Here is a 2,071-nt window from a genome sequence, read left to right on the forward strand (position 1 = left end):
GAGACCCTGGCCGAGCTCGGCTGCAGCTACGTCGAAGTCGGCCACGCCGAGCGGCGCCGGCTGTTCGGTGAGGACGACGCCACGGTGCGGGCCAAGGTCGGCCGGGTCGTCGCGCACTCGATGGTGCCGTTGATCTGCGTCGGCGAGGCGAACCGCACCGATCCCGACGAGGCCGCCGCCCACAGCGTCGCGCAACTGACCGATGCCCTCAACGACGTACCGGATGCGGCCGTGGTCGTTGCGTACGAACCGGTTTGGGCGATCGGCGCACCGCACCCCGCTCCGGCCGCACACGTCATCGCGGTGACAACGGCACTGCGGGCCGCACTAGCCGCACACGGCGGGCCGTCGCGAGTTCTCTACGGCGGCAGCGCGGCCCCCGGGACCGCGACCGCCCTGCACGGCGCGGTCGACGGGCTGTTCCTTGGCCGCTTTGCGCATGACGTCAACGCCCTGCGGACGGTCGTCGAGGAGATCGCCGCCCTGAACCCTCTTACAGAAAGCGAACTCTCATGACATCCACGCACGCCTTTCCGCCCGAGCGCACCGCGGTCGTCACCGGCGCAGGCTCGGCTCGTGGCATCGGCCGGACGACGGTGCGCCGACTGGCCGCCGCCGGCTGGCACATCGCCGCCCTGGACGTCGACGAAGCAGCGGTCGTCGAGTTCGCCAGGGAGGTCGACAAGGATTCGCAGACAACGGTGCTCGGCTACGGCGTCGACATCGTCGACCCCGCGTCGGTGGACCGCGCGTTCACCGCGATCGAGGCCGAACTGCCGCCGGTCGTCGGGCTGGCCCATGGGGCAGGGGTGGCCTCGCCCACCCCGTTCCTCGAGTTGACCCTCGACGAGTGGAACCGGGTGCTCGACATCAACAGCACCGGCACCTTCGTCGTCAACCAGCGTGCGATCCGCGGCATGGTGGCCCGCGGGGTCGGACGGGTGGTCAACCTGTCGTCGGCATCGGCCCAACTCGGCGGCGGCACGTACAGCAAGGTGCCCTACTCGGCATCCAAGGCCTCGGTGGTCGGCTTCAGCCGCGCCGTGGCACGCGAGGTGGGCGTGTTCGGCGTCACCGTCAACGTCGTGAGCCCCGGTCCGATCGACACCGACATCATGGGCGGCGTCCTCACCGACGAGCGGAAGGCCGAAATGGTCAAGGGACTGCTCGTCGACCGCGTCGGCCGCACCGAGGACATCGCCGCAACGATCGAGTTCCTGCTGTCCGAGGACGCCGGCTTCATCACCGCAGCCGTCTACAACGTCAACGGCGGCCTCGTCGTCAACTGACGACCCGTCCCCTGAATGAATCCGTTTCCACGCACAAGGGAGTGTCATGGATCTACAGCCCAAGGCGGGCAGCCAGTCTCGCCGCCAGCTCGACGTCAAGAAGGTAAAGAACCTGCGGTACTGGATGCTCGGCTGGCTGCTGCTGGCCGGCATCCTCAACTACATGGACCGCTCTTCGGTCTCGATCGCCGCCCCGCACATGATCGCCGAGCTCGGCCTGACGAAGACCGACATCGGGCTGATGGGTGCGGTCTTCTCGTGGACCTACGCGGTCTGCCAGCTGCCCGCCGGCTACCTCATCGACAAGCTGGGCGCGCGCAGGATGTACTTCGCGGCGGTCGGCATCTGGTCGGTCGCCACGGCGCTGATGTCGATCGGCCACACGATGACGCACTTCCTCACCTTCCGGTTCCTGCTCGGCATCGGTGAGTCGCCAAACTCGCCGAACTGCAGCAAGATCACCACCGCCTGGTTCCCGCGTGAGGAGCGAGGCCAGGCGGCAGGCATCTGGGACTCCGGGTCGAAGTGGGGCTCGGCGATCGCGCCCCCCGTTCTCACGGTGCTCTCGCTCACCCTGGGTTGGCGCGCGATGTTCCTGATCATCGGACTCGCGGGTCTCATTCTGGCGGTGGCATTCTGGGCCTACTACCGTGCTCCCGAGGAATCCAAGCGCCTCAGCGACGAGGAATACCGGCACATCGTGGCAGGCCGCGACGACACCACCCAGGTCAAGGCGCACCTGCCCTGGATCAAGTTCTTCACCTACCCCCAGACCTGGGGCA

Annotated in this window: 3 protein-coding genes; all 3 read left to right on the top strand. The window is 68.0% G+C overall.

What is annotated here, in order from left to right:
* Positions 1 to 516, top strand: a 516-nt coding sequence (locus ACRDUX_RS38430) for a triose-phosphate isomerase (protein ID WP_526422400.1), incomplete at its 5' end; no start/stop codon positions are given.
* Positions 513 to 1,289, top strand: a complete 777-nt coding sequence (locus tag ACRDUX_RS38435) for an SDR family NAD(P)-dependent oxidoreductase (protein WP_526422402.1) — start codon at positions 513 to 515, stop codon at positions 1,287 to 1,289. The genes ACRDUX_RS38430 and ACRDUX_RS38435, both read left to right, overlap by 4 nt.
* Positions 1,290 to 1,335: 46 nt before the next feature.
* A partial coding sequence (locus tag ACRDUX_RS38440; protein WP_526422404.1) for an MFS transporter occupies positions 1,336 to 2,071 on the top strand: 736 nt, incomplete at its 3' end.

The organism is Mycobacterium sp., from assembly GCF_050701675.1.
Lineage (GTDB): Bacteria > Actinomycetota > Actinomycetes > Mycobacteriales > Mycobacteriaceae > Mycobacterium.

Coding starts and splice junctions, on each gene's coding strand:
- ACRDUX_RS38435 (WP_526422402.1), top strand. CDS start 513: ATGACATCCACGCACGCCTTTCCGCCCGAGCGCACCGCGGTCGTCACC.